The sequence below is a fragment of the Streptomyces sp. NBC_00554 genome (genome assembly GCF_041431135.1).
Classification (GTDB): Bacteria; Actinomycetota; Actinomycetes; order Streptomycetales; family Streptomycetaceae; genus Streptomyces.
Window position 1 is genome coordinate 4,058,082 of record NZ_CP107799.1, and the last position, 16,173, is coordinate 4,074,254.

A 16,173-nucleotide genomic window follows, 5' to 3' on the forward strand; every position below is an offset into this window, starting at 1 on the left:
GGCGCGGGGAACTGCGCGACCAGCCCCCACCGGACCCGCAGGGGAAAACTAGGCGGCTTTGCGGGGCTGCTCGACCCCGGGGGCCTCTGGCAGCGGCGCCCGGGGCGCCCGCGAAACCGCTTCGGCCATGGCGCACGACGCCAGCAAGTCCCGCATCGACACCCCGACGGCTACGCGCGGCGGCTGCTGCTGCGCCGGCACGTCACGTTCTGAAGCCGACCGCTCTGAAGCCGACATGGACGCCTCCTGGGCTTCGGGGGCTACCGTGGTTAGGTAGACCTAACCACGGACTGATGTCCATGTGACCACGCCCGGGACGCGAAAAGCAACATCTTGCCGACGTCTTGTCGGAACGTTATTCGAATGTACGAAGAAACGGCCGCGCCCACTGCGCCCACTGCGCCCACTGCGCCCAGGCTGCGCGAACGCCCGCGCTCAGGCCGAGAGCACACTCAGATCAGCCGTCGCCCAGCGCCCGCCGAGCCCGGTCAGCGTCACATGCCGTACCTCGTCCGTGGTGTCCCCCACGGCCCGGTGGATCACGACGTGCAGCCGGTCGTCGGTGAGCTCCTCGACCTTGCCCTCGCCCCACTCCACGACGATCACCGAGTCGGACAGCGAGACGTCGAGATCGAGGTCCTCCATCTCGTCGAGCCCGCCGCCGAGGCGGTACGCGTCCACGTGGACCAGCGGCGGACCGTCGCCGAGAGAGGGGTGCACACGGGCGATGACGAAGGTCGGGGAGGTGACCGCGCCCCGCACTCCGAGCCCCTCGCCGAGGCCGCGCGTCAGTGTCGTCTTGCCGGCGCCGAGCTCGCCGTTCAGCATCACGAGGTCACCCGCGCGCAGCAGCTTGGCCAGATGGAGGCCCAACTCGCGCATTTGTTCAGGGGAGTTGACGGTGAACTGGACGCGGGCCCCCGCCACGGCGGGCTCAGCCGGGTTGTGCGGTGCTGCTGGTCGTTCCATAGCCACCAACGGTAGCTCCTGCCGGGACGGCGCCCGCGCGCATGAGGAGGTCCGCGAGACGGTCTATGACGACCTCGGGGTGCTCCAGCATCACTAGGTGTCCGGCGTCGGGCACGAGCACCAGCTCGGCGTCCGGCAGCAGATCGGCGATCGCCTCGCTGTGCTCGCTCGGGGTCACCAGGTCCTTGACCCCGGCGAGGACGAGGACGGGCATGTCGGCGAAGTACGCGAGCGCCTCGGTCTTGTCGTGCTCGGTGAACGCCGGGTAGAACTCGGCGACCACGTCGATCGGCGTGCCCTCGATCATCCGCTCGGCGAACCGCTCGACGGCCGGGTCGACGTCCCGTCCCGCGAACGAGTACCGCTTGATGACCCCGGCGAAGAGATCGGCCGTGGCCCGCCGCCCCCGCTCCACCAGGGCGGCCTGCTGTCCGAGCGCCTTGAGCACACCCGGCAGCACCCGCCGCACCGCGTTGACGCCCGCGACGGGCAGCCCGAAGTTGACCTCGCCGAGCCGCCCCGAAGACGTACCGACGAGCGCGGCGGCGACGACCCTTTCGCGGATCAGTTCGGGGTACTGGTCGGCCAGCGCCATCACCGTCATACCGCCCATGGAGTGCCCGACGAGCACTATCGGCCCCTCGGGCGCGGCCGCGTCGATGACGGCCTTCAGGTCCCGGCCGAGCTGGTCGATGGTGACCGGCTTGTGCTCCTCGACCTGGGCGACGCCCCGCCCGGACCGCCCGTGGCTGCGCTGATCCCAGTGCACCATGCGCACCACACCGCGCAGCGCGGCCCGCTGGAAGTGCCAGGAGTCCTGGTTGAGGCAGTAGCCGTGGCTGAAGACGACGGTGACGGGGGCCGGGGCCTTGCGGCCGAACAGACGCCGACGACGACCCCCGAGCGGGGCCTCGGGCTCGACGTCGTCGACCTCGTAGTACAGCTCGGTGCCGTCATCGGCGTACGCCTTGCCGGGGGTGCCGCGCAGCGCGCCGTACGGTCCCGCGGAGTCGAGGGCGAGCCGGGCCCTCTCCCGCATGCTGCGGCCGACCGTGAGCCGCTCTATGGCGACTCCGGCGGCGGCGCCGGCCGCGACCACGCCTATGGCGACGCCCGCGATACCGGTTGCCTTGCGCCAGTTCCCGGCGGAGGCGGCGACCGCCGAGGCCGCACTCGCGACGGCCTCCGCGCTGCTCTCGCTCACTTCCCGCTCCTCTTCGCCGGTTTCTGCACTGTTCGGGGTACTGCCGTGTTCCGCGCCGTTGGAGGTACAGGCGCGCCTGCGTCGCACATCTATTCGCCGTTACCCGTTTTGTTCGTCATTCACCTTCACGTACACACGCGGTACGCGGGTTCCGATCCGGGTGATGATTTCGTACGCAATTGTTCCCGCGGCCCGTGCCCAGTCCTCGGCGGTCGGCTCGCCCCGGTCGCCGGGCCCGAACAGCACGGCCTCCGCACCGACTTCCGGCTCGTCCCCGCCGAGGTCGACGACGAACTGGTCCATCGCGATCCGACCGGCGACCGTCCGCAGCTTGCCGCCGACCAGCACGGGTCCGGTGCCGGAGGCGTGGCGCGGGATGCCGTCCGCGTACCCGACGGGCACGAGGCCGAGGGTCGTGTCGCCGGGGGTGATGTAGTGATGCCCGTAGCTGACGCCGTGCCCCCCTTCCACGTGCTTCACCAGCGCGAGCGACGCGCTCAGCGTCATCACCGGGCGCAGCCCGAAGTCGGCGGGGGTGCCGATCTCGGGGCTCGGCGAGATGCCGTAGACCGCGATTCCCGTGCGTACGAGATCGAAGTGGCTCTCGGGAAGGGTCAGCGTGGCGGGCGAGTTGGCGATGTGCCGCACCTCGGGGCGGGCGCCGCGCTCCTCGGCGTACGTCACCATCTCGCGGAAACGGGTGAGTTGGGCCTGGATGGAGGGGTGGCCGGGTTCGTCGGCGCAGGCGAAGTGCGACCAGAGGCCGGTGAGGGTGATCAGTCCGTCGGCCTCGGCGCGCAGAGCCTGAGCAACGAGTTCGGGCCAGTCGGCGGGCTGGCAGCCGTTGCGCCCGAGGCCGGTGTCGGCCTTGAGCTGGACGCGAGCGGGGGTGCCGATGCCCCGGGCCGCCTGAATGACCTCCCGCAGGGCCCACAGACCACTCACCGACACGTCGAGGTCGGCCTCGATGGCCTGGGCCCAGGGGCCGCCGGGCGTCCAGAGCCAGCACAGGATCCGGCCCGGCAGTCCCGCCGCCCGCAGCGCGAGAGCCTCCTCGGGGGTGGCGGTGCCGAGCCAGGTGGCGCCCGCCTCGCGCGCCGCACGGGCACACGGGACCGCCCCGTGGCCGTACGCGTCGGACTTGACCACGGCCATCAGGGCCGCGGACGGCGCGTGGGCGCGCAGGGTCCGCACATTGGCCCGGAGTGCGGCCAGATCGATCTCGGCGCGGGCGCGCAGGGGTGCTGTCTCGTTCATAGCGTCCCCAGTGTCTCAGAGGGGTCCGACAGCACCCCGGCACCGGTGGCACTCAGGTACCGGCCCGGCGGCCCCATACGTAGACCCGGTCGCCCTTCTTGAGGACGCCCCACAGCTTGCGGGCGTCGGCGAGCCGCAGATTCACGCAGCCCCACGAGCCGACGGTGGTGTAGATGCTGCCGTAGACGGCGTGGAAGGCCTGTCCGCCGTCGAAGAACTGGCTGTACGGCATGGGGGTGTTGTAGAGCGTCGACCAGTGGTTCTTGTGCTTCCAGTAGACCTTCTTCCAGCCCGTCCGCGTCCCGTACCCGGCCCGCCCGCTCCTCATCGGCACCGGCCCGTAGATGACCTTCTTCCCCTTCTGCACCCATGTGAGCTGACGGGTGAGATCCACGCAGGCCACGCGGTACGACCGGACAGGACACTTCTTGGCCGCGTTCGGGTTCTTCTTCGCCGACAGCAACTGCATATGAGCCCAGGTGACAGGCCCGGCGAAACCGATGCTCGGCTTGATCTTGTGCTTCGTCTGGAAGCCACGGATGGCGAGACAGTCCGCGCCGGACTGCTTCCCGTCCACCTTCAGCTTCAGCCACCGCTCGACCTGGCGCTGGTAGGGCCCGGTCCGCTTGCTGCACGCCACCTTCGCGGCGGCGTCGCCGAGCGGCACGTACTCGACGAGGGCGTACGTCGCCTCCATCGCGTCCCGCGGCTGGACCGCGTCCTCCTTGGCAGTCGGTGTGTACACCTTCGGCGCCAGGACCTGGTCGGGCGTATCGATCTGCCACGGCTGGTACGGCCCCGGCGGCACCCCGGGCACAAGCTCCGCCTCCGGCCCGGAAGCGGGAGGAACAGGTTCCGCATACGCCGCCCCGACAGGCAGGACGGTCACCGCGGCGAGCATCACCGCGATCCCACGACACGTCATTCGTCTGCTGATCATGCGATCAGCCATACGCAACGGGAGGGCGAGCACGGGTGAGCCGCGCGGAGGGGGTCGCCCGTTAGGCGGGCTGGGGTCGCGTTTTCCTCGCCCCCTCCGCCCCTACCCGTCCCGCACTTCCGGGCTACGCCCGGGTTCAGCCTGTCCGGCGTTTGAGGACGAGCGCGTCAGCGCGATGCGGGGGTCTGGGGGCGGAGCCCCCAGGAACGGGACGGGCAGGGGCGGAGGGGGCGAAAAACACTCACCTCAGCCACACACATCCCGCCAGGCATCCGGAATCGCATCAGCCACGTCATGCGCCCCCACAGGCGCCCCATCCGCAGCAAACCGCCCCGCCAGCCCATGCAGATACGCGGCAACACTCCCGGCATCGAGCGCCGACAGCCCCGCCGCAAGCAACGACCCCCCAAGCCCAGACAACACGTCCCCACTCCCCGCAGTGGCCAGCCACCCCGTCCCGGTCGAGTTCACCCGCACCACCCCACCCCCGGCGTCAGCGACCAACGTCGTAGACCCCTTGAGCAGCACAGTCGCCCCATAAAGCCCCGCAAGCTCCCGCACGGCAGACAGCCGAGCCCCCTCGACAGACTCCCGCGAGACTCCGAGCAGCGCCGCCGCCTCCCCCGCGTGCGGCGTCATCAGCGTCGGCGCCCCCCGCCCCCGCACCACCACCCGCGAGGCCAGCCGCAACCCATCCGCGTCCAACAACACAGGCACATCCGCCGCCAGCGCCTCCCCCACGCCCGACGCATCGTCCCCGGCCCCCGGCCCCACCACCCACGCCTGCACCCGCCCGGCATGCTTGGGCCCCTGGTCGGACACCAGCGTCTCCGGAAAGCGGGCGAGAACCGCGCCCCCGGCGGGCCCGACGTACCGCACGGCCCCCGCCCCACCCCGCAACGCCCCGGCCACGGCGAGCACGGCCGCCCCCGGATACCGCGCCGACCCGGCGGCGATCCCGACGACCCCCCGCCGGTACTTGTCGCTCTCAGCCCCCGGCACCGGCAGCCGCGCGGCGACATCCGCATGCTGCAGGGCCTCCAACTCGGGCTCGGCGGGCAGTTCGGCCCCGAGCCCGATGTCGACAAGCCGCACCGACCCGGCGTACTCCCGCGCCGGATCGATCAGCAGCCCCGGCTTGTGCGTCCCGAAAGTGACCGTGAGGTCGGCGCGGACAGCGGCCCCGAGCACCTCGCCGGTGTCCGCCTCGACGCCGCTCGGCAGATCGACGGCGACGACAGCCGCGCGGGAGCCGTCGACAACCCCGACCAGCGCCGCCGCATCGGCCCGGAGCCCACCCTTGCCCCCGATCCCGACGATCCCGTCGACAACGAGATCGGCCCGGCGGACGATCTCCTCGGCGGCGGCGGGGCTCACGGTCCGCCCGCCGGCCCGGCGCAGGGCCTCAACCCCTCCCGGGTGCGTACGTTCGGGACTGAGCAGGACAGCCGTGACACCCGCCCCACGCGCCGCCAGCCGCGCCCCCGCGTACAGAGCGTCCCCGGCGTTGTCCCCGCTCCCCACCAGCAGCACGACCCGGCTCCCGTACACCCGCCCCAGCAACTGGGCGCAGGCGACGGCCAGTCCGGCGGCGGCGCGCTGCATCAACGCCCCCTCCGGAAGCCGCGCCATCAGGTCTCGCTCGGCAGTCCTCACGGTCTCCACGCTGTACGCAGTACGCATACGGTCGAGTTTCCCGCAGCTATCCCTCCGCCACCACCACAGCCGAGGCCACACCGGCGTCGTGGCTAAGCGACACATGCCAGGACCGCACGCCCAGCTCGGCCGCGCGGGCGGCCACCGTGCCCGTCACCTTCAACCGCGGTTGACCGCTGTCCTCGACGTAGACCTCGGCGTCCGTCCAGTGCAGGCCCGCCGGAGCGCCCAGCGCCTTGGCCACGGCCTCCTTGGCCGCGAAGCGGGCCGCGAGCGAGGCGACACCCCGCCGCTCACCGCTCGGCAACAGCAACTCGCTCTCCACGAACAGCCGTTCGGCCAGCCCAGGCGTACGCTCCAGCGAAGCCCGGAACCGGTCGATCTCCGCCACATCGATACCGACCCCGATGATGCTCATGCCGAGACCCTACGGCGCTCCAGCACCGCCCCTTCCAACCCACCTCTACGCGGAAGCAAGCTCGCACCACACGTACTTGCCCCGTCAGCCGCCGCACCCTCCGCCTGCCGAGGCTCAGCTCAACATCTATCGAACGAGCTTCCGTGGAGTGGAGGACACGTCACTCGGGCCCAGGCGACGGCGACTCCTGCGTAGAGATCGCGAACTCACCCACCCACATAGCCATCCGCGACTCAAAGACCCCGGCCAGGGCAATCCTCACCTTCCCCACCGGGGCCTTCTCCACCTTCCTCGACGCCCTAAAGTCAGCTCACTCCACCGTCACCGACTTCGCCAGGTTCCGAGGCTGATCCACCTCGTTCCCCCGAGCCGTGGCCAGCTCACAAGCGAAGACCTGCAACGGCACCGTGGCCACCAGCGGCTGCAGCAAGGTCGGCGTGGCCGGGATCCGGATCAGGTGGTCCGCGTACGGCACGACCGCCTCGTCCCCCTCCTCCGCGATCACGATCGTCCGCGCACCCCGCGCCCGGATCTCCTGGATGTTGGACACGATCTTGTCGTGGAGAACGGACCGCCCCCGGGGCGAGGGGACGACCACGACGACCGGCAGGTCATCCTCGATCAGTGCGATCGGCCCGTGCTTCAGTTCGCCCGCCGCGAAGCCCTCGGCGTGCATGTACGCCAGTTCCTTGAGCTTGAGCGCGCCCTCCAGCGCGACCGGATAGCCCACGTGCCGCCCGAGGAACAGCACCGTGTTCTTGTCGGCGAGGGAGCGCGCCAGCTCCCGTACGGGCTCCATGGTCTCCAGGACGCGGTCGACCGAAGCGGAGATCTGGGACAGGTCGCGGATCACAGCCTGGATCTCGTCGCCCCACTTGGTGCCGCGCACCTGGCCGAGGTACAGGGCCACCAGGTAGCAGGCCACCAGCTGCGTCAGGAACGCCTTCGTCGAAGCGACGGCGACCTCCGGGCCGGCGTGCGTGTACAGCACCGCGTCCGACTCGCGCGGGATCGTCGAGCCGTTGGTGTTGCAGATGGCCAGCACCTTGGAGCCCTGTTCGCGCGCGTGTCGCAGCGCCATGAGGGTGTCCATGGTCTCGCCGGACTGCGAGATGGCGATGACCAGCGAGCGCGAGCCCAGGATGGGGTCCCGGTAGCGGAACTCGCTCGCCAGCTCCACCTCGCACGGGATCCGCGTCCAGTGCTCGATGGCGTACTTGGCGATCAGCCCGGCGTGGAAGGCCGTACCGCAGGCGACGATGACGACCTTGTCGACCTCACGCAGCTCGTGGACCGGGATCCGCACCTCGTCCAGCGTCAGCAGGCCGGACGCGTCGATGCGCCCCAGCAAGGTGTCGGCGACCGCCTTGGGCTGCTCGGCGATCTCCTTGAGCATGAAGTAGTCGTAGCCCCCCTTTTCGGCCGCCGAGGCGTCCCAGTCCACGTGGAAGGCGCGTACCTCGGCGGGGAGGCCGTCGAAGCCGGTGACCGTCACCCCGTCCCGGCGCAGCTCCACCACCTGGTCCTGGCCCAGCTCGATCGCCGACCGCGTGTGGGCGATGAACGCGGCGACGTCCGAGGCGAGAAAGGCCTCGCCCTCTCCGACGCCCACCACGAGGGGCGAGTTCCGCCGCGCGCCGACGACCACGTCCGGCTCATCGGCGTGCACCGCCACCAGCGTGAACGCGCCTTCGAGGCGCCGGCACACCAGCCGCATGGCCTCCGCCAGGTCCGCGCAGACCGAGAACTCCTCGGCGAGCAGATGCGCGACCACCTCGGTGTCCGTCTCGGAGGCCAGGTGGTGCCCGCGTTCGGCCAACTCGGCCCTGAGGACCGCGAAGTTCTCGATGATCCCGTTGTGCACGACGGCGACCCGGCCGGCGTTGTCCAGGTGCGGATGGGCGTTCGCGTCCGTGGGCCCGCCGTGCGTGGCCCACCGGGTGTGCCCGATCCCCGTCGACCCGGTCGGCAGCGGCCTTTCGACCAGCTCCTTCTCCAGGTTGACCAGTTTCCCGGCCTTCTTCGCGGCGGCGAGCCCCCCGTCCGCCGGCACGGCGACTCCTGCCGAGTCGTACCCCCGGTACTCCAGTCGCTTCAGTCCGGCCATCACCACGTCAAGCGCCGACTGCGACCCCACGTATCCCACGATTCCGCACATGGGCGGCAGCCTAAGGGCCGGAAGCCGCCCGAACCCGGCGCCTCGTGCCCGATATCGGAAATTCCCACCCCTCGCCGCGCTCCCCCAGGAGCAACCCGCGTGACGGACCCCACGCCCCATCACGTCCACACTCCCGTAACAATGGGCTGGTGATCTCTCCGGTCTCCTCGTTGCCGCGGAGCGCCCACCGGTCCAAGCCGGAGGCGACTCCCTACGTCGACCTCACCCGTGCCGAGTGGAGCGCGCTGCGCGAAAAAACGCCGCTCCCGCTGAACGCCGAGGAGGTCGAGAAGCTGCGCGGCCTGGGCGATGTCATCGACCTCGACGAGGTGCGGGACATCTACCTGCCGCTGTCCAGGCTGCTCAATCTGTACGTCGGTGCCACGGACGGGCTCAGAGGCGCCCTGAACACCTTCCTGGGCGAGAAGGGCTCCCAGTCCGGCACGCCCTTCGTCATAGGCGTCGCGGGCTCGGTGGCCGTCGGCAAGTCCACGGTCGCCCGCCTCCTGCAGGCCCTGCTCTCCCGCTGGCCCGAGCACCCGCGCGTCGAGCTGGTCACCACGGACGGCTTCCTGCTCCCCACCAAGGAGCTCGAGGCGCGCGGCCTGATGTCGCGGAAGGGTTTCCCCGAGTCGTACGACCGCCGCGCGCTCACCCGGTTCGTCGCCGACATCAAGGCGGGCAAGGACGAGGTGACGGCCCCCGTCTACTCGCACCTGATCTACGACATCGTCCCCGGCCAGCGGCTCACGGTCCGCCGCCCCGACATCCTGATCGTCGAGGGCCTGAACGTCCTGCAGCCCGCCCTGCCCGGCAAGGACGGCCGCACCCGCGTCGGTCTCGCCGACTACTTCGACTTCAGTGTGTACGTCGACGCCCGCGCCGAGGACATCGAGGCCTGGTACCTCAACCGCTTCCGCAAGCTGCGCGCCACGGCATTCCAGAACCCCTCCTCGTACTTCCGCAGGTACACCCAGGTCTCCGAGGATGAGGCCCTCGACTACGCCCGTACGACCTGGCGGACCATCAACAAGGTGAACCTGCTGGAGAACGTGGCGCCTACCCGGGGCCGCGCGACCCTCGTCGTGCGCAAGGGCCCGGACCACAAGGTGCAGAGGCTGAGCCTGCGCAAGCTTTGACATGCTCCTTGCCCTGAAGGGCGAGGATTCCGGCCGTCGCTACCGAGTGCTGTGCCGCTGCGCGGCACGGCTCCTGGTGGGGATTCCGTGGCTTCCTGTTTCTTGACGCCGTGCCAGGATCGCTCCTGGTCCTACCGGCGCTCCGCAGGCTGATACCGCCAGTCCGGCGGCCGTCTTGACGTTGGTTGCGGCGTTGACGTCACGGTCGTGGACGGTGCCGCAGGCGGCACAGGTCCATTCCCTCACGTCGAGGGGCTTGGGCCCGTCCTTGACTCCGCAGACAGAGCAGGTCTGGCTGGTCGGCTCGAACCGGTCGATCTTGACGAAGGTGTGCCCGTATCGGGCGGCCTTGTACTGGAGCATGTCCACGAAGGATGACCAGCCCGCGTCGTGGACCGATTTCGCCAGCCGGGTCCGTGCGAGTCCGTTCACGGCCAGGTCCTCCACGGCGATCGCTTGGTTCTCGCGGATCAGCTTGCTGGAGAGCTGGTGGTGGAACTCGCGGCGGGCATCAGCCACTTGCACGTGGGCGCGGGCGACCTTCAGGCGGGCTTTGTCACGGTTCCTGGATCCCTTCTGTTTGCGGGGCAGCTCCCGCTGGGCCTTCTTCAGCTTCTTCTCCGCCCGGCGCAGGAAGCGCGGGGAGGAGACCTTCGTGCCGTCGGACAGGACCGCGATGGGGGTCCCCCCGCGCGAGCGAAGCCGAGCGTGGGGGAGGGTGAGACCGAGATCGATGCCCACACTCTGGCCGGTGTCGGGCACGGTGGCGGCGTCGGTGTCCGGGTCGGTGTCGATCACGAAAGAGGCGAAGAACCGGTCCGCACTGTCCTTGATGACAGTGACCGAGGTGGGGGTGGTGGGCAGGGTCCGGGACCAGACGACCTTCACCGCCCCGATCTTGGGCAGGTGCAGCCGTCCGCCCGGGGTGATGGACCAGCGGGCGTTGGCGGTGAACCGGATGGACTGCCGGGTGTCCTTGCGGGACTTGAACCGGGGAGCAGCGATCTTCGGACCCTTCCGCTCGCCCTTGAGACAGGCGAAGAAGTTGCGATAGGCGGACTCCACATCCCGCAGGGACTGTTGGAGCACGACTGCGGAGACCTCACCCAGCCAGGACCGCTCCGGGCGCTTCTTCGCCTCGGTCACCAACGCCCTGGACAGCACGGCCGCCGACGGGTACGGGGCACCCGTCTCGTGGGCGTCGCGGCGGGCGCGCACGGCGTCGTTGAACACGACCCGTGCGCACCCGAACGCCCGCGCCAGAGCGCGTTCCTGGCCGGGCTCCGGGTACAGGCGAAAGGCGTACCGGAGCTGCATGCCGCCGATCGTATGAACGAGGCCCGCTCTCATGAACCCGGAACATCCGTTCCCCACATCACCCCTGCCAGGCAGAAGACAACGAGCCCTCCCGGCTCCGCCGACAGCAGCGTGCACCGACACCCACGACCGTGCCGCTCCACGGCACAGCCGCCGGATTCTCCACACCCCCGACGTGAACGCCGGAGCACCGAGAATGAATCCCGGTAGCAGTCCATGCGAGCCGTGTAGAAAGACGTCATGCTGCATCTGCGCCTGATCACCCCGGCCGGCAAGACGGACGACGTGGTGCGCCTGATCGAGAACACGGTCGGCACCGCCCATCTCGTGGTCGTGCCGGGCGCCGCCCGCAACCCCGCCGGAGACGTGGTGATGGTCGACGTCGCGCGCGAGGCGGGCGACGAACTCATCAGCGGTCTCCAGGAGTTGGACCTCGACAAGACCGGCTCGATCGCCGTCGAGAACATCGACCTGTCACTGTCGAAGCGCGCCGACAAGGCGGAGGACGAGGCGCCGGGCGAGGGTGTGGACGCGGTGCTGTGGGAGCACCTGACGGACGCGACGCACGAGGAGTCGACGCTCAGCGTCACCTATGTGGGGCTCCTGGCGGTCGCGACGATGCTCGCGGCCTGCGGTGTGATGCTCGACAACGCGATCCTGATCGTGGGCGCGATGGCCGTGGGCCCGGAGTTCGGGCCGCTCGCCGGGATCTCCACGGCGCTGGTGCAGCGGGCCCCGCAACTGGTGTGGCGGTCGCTGTGGGCGCTGCTCGCCGGGTTCGCCGTCGCCATAGTGCTGACGGCGGGCTTCAGTTGGCTGCTGGACGCGCTCGGGCTGTTCGAGAGGTCGATGGTGGAGGCGGCCCGGCCGAACACGGCCTTCATCTGGAAGCCCGACTGGATGTCCTTCGTCGTGGCCTTCCTGGCGGGCGTCGCGGGCACCCTCTCGCTCACGTCCGCGAAGTCCGGCGCGCTGATCGGCGTCGCGATCTCGGTGACGACGGTCCCGGCGGCGGCGAACGCGGCGGTGGCCTTCAGCTACACGGACTACTCCCAGACCTGGGGCTCCACTTGGCAGCTCCTCGCCAACCTCGGCGGCATCATCGCCGCCGGCACGCTCACGCTGCTCGCCCAGAAGTGGTTCTGGGCGAGACAGCGCGCGCGTACACCTGAAGTGGCCTAGCCGAGAGCGGACTTCACGGCGTCCGCGAGCCGCCCGGCCACCGACCGCGCGTGGTCGATGTCGGCGGCCTCGACCATCACCCGTACGAGCGGCTCGGTGCCGGAGGGACGGAGCAACACCCGCCCGGTGGCGCCGAGTTCACGCTCGGCGTCGGCCACGGCGGAGGCCAGTTCGGCGGAGGTCCCCACCCGCGACCTGTCGACGTCCGGCACATTGATGAGCACCTGCGGCAGCCGCTCCATGACGGACGCGAGGTCCCGGAGCGTACGACCGGTCTGGGCGACCCGGGCCGCGAGGAGCAGCCCGGTCAGCGTGCCGTCGCCGGTGGTGGCGTGGTCGAGGATGATCACGTGCCCGGACTGCTCGCCGCCGAGCGCGTACCCGTGCTTCTTCATCTCCTCCAGGACGTAGCGGTCACCGACCGCCGTCTGCACGAAGGACAGGCCCTCGCGCTCCATGGCGAGCTTGAAGCCCAGATTGGACATGACCGTCGCGACAACGGTGTCGGAGCGCAGTGCGGAACGCTCCCGCATCGCCAGCGCGAGTACGGCCAGAATCTGGTCCCCGTCGACCTCGGCACCCGTGTGGTCCACGGCGAGGCAGCGGTCGGCGTCGCCGTCGTGCGCGATGCCGAGGTCGGCGCCGTGCTCGAGGACGGCGGCCTGGAGCTTCTCCATGTGGGTGGAGCCGCATCCGTCGTTGATGTTGAGCCCGTCCGGCTCGGCGCCGATCGTGATGATCTCTGCGCCGGCGCGCGCGAAGGCCTCGGGCGACACCCGGGCCGCGGCACCGTGCGCCTCGTCGAGGACGACCTTCAGACCGTCGATGCGGTTCGGGAGTACGCCGAGGAGGTGGGCGACGTACCGGTCGAAGCCCTCGTCGTAGCTGCGCACGCGGCCCACGCCCGAGCCGGTCGGCCGGTCCCAGGGAGCGCCGGTGCGGTGCTCCTCGTAGACGCCCTCGATCCGGTCCTCCAGCTCGTCGGCGAGCTTGTGGCCACCGCGGGCGAAGAACTTGATGCCGTTGTCGGGCATGGCGTTGTGGCTGGCGGAGAGCATCACGCCGAGGTCGGCGCCCAGCGCACCGGTGAGGTACGCCACCGCGGGGGTGGGCAGCACACCGACGCGCAGGACGTCCACGCCCGCGCTGGCCAGACCGGCGACCACGGCGGCCTCCAGGAACTCCCCGGACGCGCGCGGGTCACGACCGACCACCGCGACTGCCCGGTGGCCCTCGAACGTGCCCGCCTCGGCCAGTACGTGCGCCGCCGCGACGGAGAGACCGAGCGCGAGCTCGGCCGTCAGATCCGCGTTGGCAACACCGCGCACGCCGTCCGTGCCGAAGAGTCGTCCCACTTGTCCTCCTGAGAAAGCTTCAGAATTCGGACGTCATCCGATCACACGAGCCTTTGAGCACCTTGTGCCGTTATACGCCTAAGGCTGTGATAAACGAACGCCCCGACGGCACTGTGGCGTGCCGCCGGGGCGTTCGGACGTACTACGCGTAACCACACGTGCTCGACCGACCACACGTGCTACGCGTACGAGCAGGCAGCGAAGATTAACGCTTGCTGTACTGCGGGGCCTTACGGGCCTTCTTGAGACCGGCCTTCTTGCGCTCGACCGCACGGTCGTCGCGCTTGAGGAAGCCGGCCTTCTTGAGGGCGCCGCGGTTGTTGTCGACGTCGGCCTCGTTCAGCGCGCGGGCGACACCGAGACGGAGCGCACCGGCCTGACCGGAGACGCCGCCACCCGTGATGCGGGCGACAACGTCGTAGCGGTTGTCGAGCTCGAGCACCTTGAAGGGCTCGTTGACTTCCTGCTGGTGCACCTTGTTGGGGAAGTAGTCCTCAAGGGTGCGACCGTTGATCTTCCACTTGCCGGTGCCCGGGACGATCCGGACGCGGGCGATGGCGTTCTTGCGACGGCCCAGGCCGGCGGCCGGCTGCGGGTCGCCGAAGCGGCCCGCGAGCGACTCCGAGGTGTACTCGCCCTCGACGGGCGGGACCTCGGACTCGGTGGTGTAGTTCTCGACGTTCTCGACGAGCTCGCCCTCGGTCTCTTCGACCGGCTGCTCAACGGTGGTCTCGGCCACGATTCTCCTCAGAATTTTCTGTGTCTTAGGGGGTGGCCGGAACTACTGCGCGACCTGGGTGATCTCGAACGGCACCGGCTGCTGCGCAGCGTGCGGGTGCTGGTCGCCCGAGTAGACCTTCAGCTTCGAGAGCACCTGACGGCCCAGGGTGTTCTTGGGGATCATGCCCTTGATGGCCTTCTCGACGGCCTTCTCGGGGTTCTTCGCCAGCAGCTCGTCGTAACGGACGGAGCGCAGACCACCCGGGTAACCGGAGTGGCGGTACGCCAGCTTCTGGGTCTTCTTGTTGCCGGAGAGGTGCACCTTGTCGGCGTTGATGATGATGACGAAGTCACCAGCGTCGACGTGGGGGGCGTAGATCGGCTTGTGCTTGCCCCGAAGGATGTTCGCGGCGGTGGTCGCCAGACGGCCCAGGACGACATCCTGAGCGTCGATGACGTACCACTGGCGAGTGATGTCGCCGGGCTTGGGGCTAAACGTACGCACTTCGTAGCCTTCGCTTCTTCAGTGGATGGGTCCTGACACATGGCATCACTGAAGCGATCATGCAGCTGGGGACGACAGTGCCGGGAACGATGCCCGTATGCCGCCCACTGGTAACTGCTCCAGGGAACCTACGTAAGGGCCTCTCGCGTGAGAACGACCAAGCCGATACGCATAACGAAATGCAAGAGTACTCGCGCTGCCCCGGAAGGGTCAAAACGCGCCTCACGGCCGCTACCGCGACCGGCAACGTCTAGTACAACCGTACGAAATATTCACGGCACCCCGCACCCCGGGAACCGCGACGCACCAACCACCCGGAGATGTCACTTTTGCCCGTGCGGGCTCACCTCGCACCAGGTCCCGAGTGCCCGCCGAAGCGGAACGGCACACCCCAACCCCCGTCTAAGATGCGGCACATGAGCTATGGGCAGGGTGGGCAGGGGCAGCCCCCGTGGGATCCCTGGAATTCAGGATCCCAGCGGCCCCAGTGGGGCAGCCAGACGGACGACCGGACTCCGGACTGGGCGGCGCTCGCCGACGCCTCCGAGTCGCGCAACAAGCGCCGCAGGGTGCTGCTGATCAGCGGCGGAGCGCTTGCCACGGTCGCGGTCGGCGTCGCCGTCGCGGTGGCCGTCGTGTCCGCGAACGGCAGCAGCCAGGCCTCGAACTCGCCCAGCAACCTGCCCGCCACCGCGGACATCCCGAGCGACACCACCGCGCCGGAACCGTCCTTCGCGCCGACCTCGGCCCCTCCCCCGCTGGACCCGAAGGACTTCATATCCAGCGTGAAGAAGGACACGGCACCGCTCAGCCCCGGTCTCCTCTTCCCCGGCTCGACGCTGACCATGGGTGACCGCGTCTATACAAAGGGTCCGACGGCCGACACGACGAACTGCGCCACGGCCGCGAAGGGCACGCTCGCCACGGTCCTCACCAAGAACAAGTGCACGCGCCTCCTGCGCGTCACCTACAGCAAGGACGGCGTCGCCGTGACGGTCGGCGTGGCCGTCTTCGACACCGAGGCCCAGGCGGTCAAGGCCAAGGGCGACGCGGACGCGAAGAGCATCATCGCCTCGCTGTCCGGCGGGAAGGTCAAGCCCTTCTGCGACTCGGCGGTCTGCCGCTCGACCACGAACTCCTACGGGCGCTACGCCTACTTCACCCTCGCCGGCTTCACCAACGGCAAGGACGTGACGACGAAGGACACCGCGGTCTTCACCACCGGCGACGACCTCGCCGAGTTCGCCTTCCGGCAGATCCGCCGCCGCGGCGAGGCCCAGGCGTCTACCGCGGCCAACGAGTGACCCGGACCCCGCCCCGGTGACCACCGCCCCGCCCCGGGCGGCCGTGCCC

At 69.9% G+C, this 16,173-nt stretch carries 15 protein-coding genes; 4 read left to right on the forward strand and 11 right to left on the reverse strand.

The window, feature by feature from the left end; all coding sequences use genetic code 11:
• Positions 1-435: 435 nt before the first annotated feature.
• From tsaE to OG266_RS17435, 6 genes are all read right to left on the reverse strand, one after another.
• A complete protein-coding gene (gene tsaE / locus OG266_RS17410; RefSeq protein ID WP_371546692.1) occupies positions 436-969 on the reverse strand; it encodes a tRNA (adenosine(37)-N6)-threonylcarbamoyltransferase complex ATPase subunit type 1 TsaE in 534 nt (177 codons plus the stop codon).
• Entirely contained in the window at positions 935-2,173 is a 1,239-nt protein-coding gene (locus OG266_RS17415) for an alpha/beta fold hydrolase (RefSeq protein ID WP_371546694.1), read from the reverse strand. The genes tsaE and OG266_RS17415 overlap by 35 nt, the downstream gene beginning before the upstream one ends.
• 99 nt (positions 2,174-2,272) lie before the next feature.
• The gene (gene alr / locus OG266_RS17420; protein ID WP_371546697.1) at positions 2,273-3,430 is read right to left on the reverse strand and encodes an alanine racemase; all 1,158 of its coding nucleotides are present in this window, start codon (positions 3,428-3,430) and stop codon (positions 2,273-2,275) included.
• A 52-nt stretch (positions 3,431-3,482) separates the two neighbouring features.
• On the reverse strand, positions 3,483-4,370 hold the full coding sequence (locus tag OG266_RS17425; protein WP_371546699.1) for a L,D-transpeptidase family protein: 888 nt from the start codon (positions 4,368-4,370) through the stop codon (positions 3,483-3,485).
• Positions 4,371-4,616: 246 nt separating this feature from the next.
• On the reverse strand, positions 4,617-6,053 hold the full coding sequence (locus tag OG266_RS17430; RefSeq protein WP_371546701.1) for an NAD(P)H-hydrate dehydratase: 1,437 nt from the start codon (positions 6,051-6,053) through the stop codon (positions 4,617-4,619).
• A gap of 19 nt (positions 6,054-6,072) precedes the next feature.
• Complete coding sequence (locus OG266_RS17435) at positions 6,073-6,444, reverse strand: holo-ACP synthase (RefSeq protein ID WP_266455918.1); 372 nt, start codon at positions 6,442-6,444, stop codon at positions 6,073-6,075.
• 143 nt (positions 6,445-6,587) lie between these two features.
• Here OG266_RS17435 and OG266_RS17440 point away from each other — a divergent pair, with 143 nt between their 5' ends.
• Positions 6,588-6,794, forward strand: coding sequence for a DUF397 domain-containing protein (locus OG266_RS17440; RefSeq protein ID WP_371546704.1), 207 nt, complete (start codon positions 6,588-6,590; stop codon positions 6,792-6,794).
• On the opposite strand, the gene glmS is transcribed toward OG266_RS17440, so the two are convergent.
• Complete coding sequence (gene glmS / locus OG266_RS17445) at positions 6,755-8,602, reverse strand: glutamine--fructose-6-phosphate transaminase (isomerizing) (protein ID WP_326721195.1); 1,848 nt, start codon at positions 8,600-8,602, stop codon at positions 6,755-6,757. The two genes, OG266_RS17440 and glmS, sit on opposite strands and share 40 nt — an antisense overlap.
• 149 nt (positions 8,603-8,751) lie before the next feature.
• Here glmS and coaA point away from each other — a divergent pair, with 149 nt between their 5' ends.
• Positions 8,752-9,741, forward strand: coding sequence for a type I pantothenate kinase (gene coaA / locus OG266_RS17450; protein ID WP_266455923.1), 990 nt, complete (start codon positions 8,752-8,754; stop codon positions 9,739-9,741).
• A gap of 39 nt (positions 9,742-9,780) precedes the next feature.
• Here the strand turns inward: coaA and OG266_RS17455 are convergent, their stop codons facing one another.
• Positions 9,781-11,058 (reverse strand): RNA-guided endonuclease InsQ/TnpB family protein, encoded by a 1,278-nt coding sequence (locus tag OG266_RS17455; protein WP_371546708.1) that lies wholly within the window; start codon positions 11,056-11,058, stop codon positions 9,781-9,783.
• Between the two features lie 240 nt (positions 11,059-11,298).
• On the opposite strand from OG266_RS17455, the gene OG266_RS17460 reads away from it, so the two are divergent.
• Positions 11,299-12,240, forward strand: coding sequence for a DUF389 domain-containing protein (locus OG266_RS17460; RefSeq protein WP_371546710.1), 942 nt, complete (start codon positions 11,299-11,301; stop codon positions 12,238-12,240).
• Here OG266_RS17460 and glmM read toward each other — a convergent pair.
• From glmM to rplM, 3 genes are all read right to left on the reverse strand, one after another.
• Positions 12,237-13,595, reverse strand: coding sequence for a phosphoglucosamine mutase (gene glmM / locus OG266_RS17465; RefSeq protein ID WP_266455929.1), 1,359 nt, complete (start codon positions 13,593-13,595; stop codon positions 12,237-12,239). The two genes, OG266_RS17460 and glmM, sit on opposite strands and share 4 nt — an antisense overlap.
• Before the next feature lie 205 nt (positions 13,596-13,800).
• Complete coding sequence (rpsI, locus tag OG266_RS17470) at positions 13,801-14,334, reverse strand: 30S ribosomal protein S9 (protein WP_266455931.1); 534 nt, start codon at positions 14,332-14,334, stop codon at positions 13,801-13,803.
• Positions 14,335-14,376: 42 nt separating this feature from the next.
• On the reverse strand, positions 14,377-14,820 hold the full coding sequence (gene rplM / locus OG266_RS17475; RefSeq protein ID WP_055614906.1) for a 50S ribosomal protein L13: 444 nt from the start codon (positions 14,818-14,820) through the stop codon (positions 14,377-14,379).
• 416 nt (positions 14,821-15,236) lie between these two features.
• On the opposite strand from rplM, the gene OG266_RS17480 reads away from it, so the two are divergent.
• Positions 15,237-16,124, forward strand: coding sequence for a hypothetical protein (locus OG266_RS17480; protein WP_266455934.1), 888 nt, complete (start codon positions 15,237-15,239; stop codon positions 16,122-16,124).
• The last annotated feature ends 49 nt before the right edge of the window (positions 16,125-16,173 follow it).

Excerpts from the sequence above, each read along its gene's own strand:
- OG266_RS17480 (WP_266455934.1), top strand. The coding sequence starts at position 15,237 with ATGAGCTATGGGCAGGGTGGGCAGGGGCAGCCCCCGTGGGATCCCTGG.
- tsaE (WP_371546692.1), bottom strand. The coding sequence starts at position 969 with ATGGAACGACCAGCAGCACCGCACAACCCGGCTGAGCCCGCCGTGGCG.
- OG266_RS17425 (WP_371546699.1), bottom strand. The coding sequence starts at position 4,370 with ATGATCAGCAGACGAATGACGTGTCGTGGGATCGCGGTGATGCTCGCC.
- OG266_RS17460 (WP_371546710.1), top strand. The coding sequence starts at position 11,299 with ATGCTGCATCTGCGCCTGATCACCCCGGCCGGCAAGACGGACGACGTG.
- glmS (WP_326721195.1), bottom strand. The coding sequence starts at position 8,602 with ATGTGCGGAATCGTGGGATACGTGGGGTCGCAGTCGGCGCTTGACGTG.
- OG266_RS17430 (WP_371546701.1), bottom strand. The coding sequence starts at position 6,053 with ATGCGTACTGCGTACAGCGTGGAGACCGTGAGGACTGCCGAGCGAGAC.
- OG266_RS17435 (WP_266455918.1), bottom strand. The coding sequence starts at position 6,444 with ATGAGCATCATCGGGGTCGGTATCGATGTGGCGGAGATCGACCGGTTC.
- alr (WP_371546697.1), bottom strand. The coding sequence starts at position 3,430 with ATGAACGAGACAGCACCCCTGCGCGCCCGCGCCGAGATCGATCTGGCC.
- OG266_RS17455 (WP_371546708.1), bottom strand. The coding sequence starts at position 11,058 with ATGCAGCTCCGGTACGCCTTTCGCCTGTACCCGGAGCCCGGCCAGGAA.